Genomic DNA, 1,613 nt, shown 5'->3' on the forward strand with positions numbered 1-1,613 from the left:
ACAAGGACGAAAACGCTCAGCGTGCTGATGCCAGCAGCAAGGACAGGGCGTGGCGGCTATCCGGGGTGGCGCCGGGCAACGCCAGGGCCTGTGCTGCGGGCAGCCAGTCGATGGCCACCACCTCATCGCTCAGGGACACCGCATCCGGACAGGCCCGCACCGAGGCCAGGGCGCCCCACACCCGGTGATGAGGATTGGCAAACCAGAACCATTGCCAGCGGGAGAACTGACGGCTCAACCCCAGCTCTTCATACAGCTCCCGACTCAGCCCCTGAGCCACCGTCTCATCCGGGCGCATGACCCCACCGGCGGCCAGGTCCCAACCCCCCGGGTAGAAATGCTTGTGGTCTGCCCGCTTCTGCACGCACACCCGCCCGGCCAGATCCTGCACCACCACATAGGAGGCACGGTGGATCAACCGCTGGCGCTGCATACGCCCACGCTGGCAACTGCCGCGAGGGTGATTATGCCGGGAGACAAGTAGGACGGGTTCAGAATCCACGCGCATTGTGTTTTCATGCTTTTTCAAAACTGAACTCTACCCGATTAGGATGAAAGAAGGTCAACATGTTCGAGAACATCAAATTCCAATTTGAAACCTTTGATTGGGGAGGGGTTTCTGGGGTCTCCGACCTCCTTATGGTCATATTGACTATCGTACTTCTGATCGGGCTTCGACAAGGCTCTCACAATATTCGTGAAGCCTCTCTGTCTCGTGACGCCGATATTCTTCGCTGGGCCATGGCTGAGATGGATACACTCAAACCTCTCATTCGTATCATCACTGACGCCCACCAAAACCAGCCGTATAACAAAAAAAGCGCCAATGAACACTGGAAAAAGGAGGAACGTGAAGCAGCACAGCAGGTCAGCGTCAAGCTACAACGTATTGGTTACATGGCATGGAATAACCTAATTTCAAGAAACCACTTCATGAATATATGGGGCCCTATGTACCTCTGCTGCTGGTACGCACTGGAACCTTGGGTTCTTGAAAAACGCCACCAACTGGATGAGCCTGAGCGAATAGAGGACGGCGCATTTTCCAGGCATTTCTTTGAAATTTACGCCTTGTATTGTGAAGCTTGGTTACCACTGGGCCTAGTTAACAATGAACGATCACGTTTCGGCCTCACCAAGATAGATTCCATTGAACAGCACAGAAAGCGGAATCGCAAAGCGTTGAAGCAGAAAACAGGGGGATACTACGGCTGGAAATGACTGGGCGGGTGGCCGGTCCATTTGCGGAAGGCGCGGGCGAAGTTGCTGGGGTCGGCATACCCCAGGCGGTTAGCCACCTGTTGCACGGTGATGTTGGCCTGCAGGTAGGCCATGGCCTTGGTCATGCGCACTTCTTCCAGCAAGGAGCGATAACTCACACCCAACGCATTAAGGTAACGACGCAAGGTCCGCGAGGTCACATGAAAGTTGCCGGCCAGCTGTTCCAGGCTGGGCAGCATGCCTTCCGCCTGCATCAGGCGTGCGCGCACCCGGCTGGCCCAATCCTGATCCGCCTCGAGGCGCTGTAATTCTTCCTCGCATTTCTGCGCGGCCATGTGCCGGGAAGCTGGATCAGACAAGGTGAAGGGTTCGCTGAGCAAGGAATGCGGCAA

At 56.2% G+C, this 1,613-nt stretch carries 3 protein-coding genes; 1 reads left to right on the top strand and 2 read right to left on the bottom strand.

What is annotated here, in order from left to right; translation table 11 throughout:
• Positions 1 to 16: 16 nt before the first annotated feature.
• The gene (locus A3730_RS25410) at positions 17 to 508 is read right to left on the bottom strand and encodes an NUDIX hydrolase (RefSeq protein ID WP_231880573.1); all 492 of its coding nucleotides are present in this window, start codon (positions 506 to 508) and stop codon (positions 17 to 19) included.
• A 59-nt stretch (positions 509 to 567) separates the two neighbouring features.
• Here A3730_RS25410 and A3730_RS25415 point away from each other — a divergent pair, with 59 nt between their 5' ends.
• Positions 568 to 1,221 (top strand): hypothetical protein, encoded by a 654-nt coding sequence (locus A3730_RS25415; RefSeq protein ID WP_063519475.1) that lies wholly within the window; start codon positions 568 to 570, stop codon positions 1,219 to 1,221.
• Here the strand turns inward: A3730_RS25415 and A3730_RS25420 are convergent.
• A partial coding sequence (locus tag A3730_RS25420; protein ID WP_156501359.1) for a helix-turn-helix transcriptional regulator occupies positions 1,206 to 1,613 on the bottom strand: 408 nt, incomplete at its 5' end. The two genes, A3730_RS25415 and A3730_RS25420, sit on opposite strands and share 16 nt — an antisense overlap.

It is taken from the genome of Alcanivorax sp. HI0044 (genome assembly GCF_001634945.1).

Coding starts and splice junctions, on each gene's coding strand:
- A3730_RS25415 (WP_063519475.1), top strand. CDS start 568: ATGTTCGAGAACATCAAATTCCAATTTGAAACCTTTGATTGGGGAGGG.
- A3730_RS25410 (WP_231880573.1), bottom strand. CDS start 508: ATGCGCGTGGATTCTGAACCCGTCCTACTTGTCTCCCGGCATAATCAC.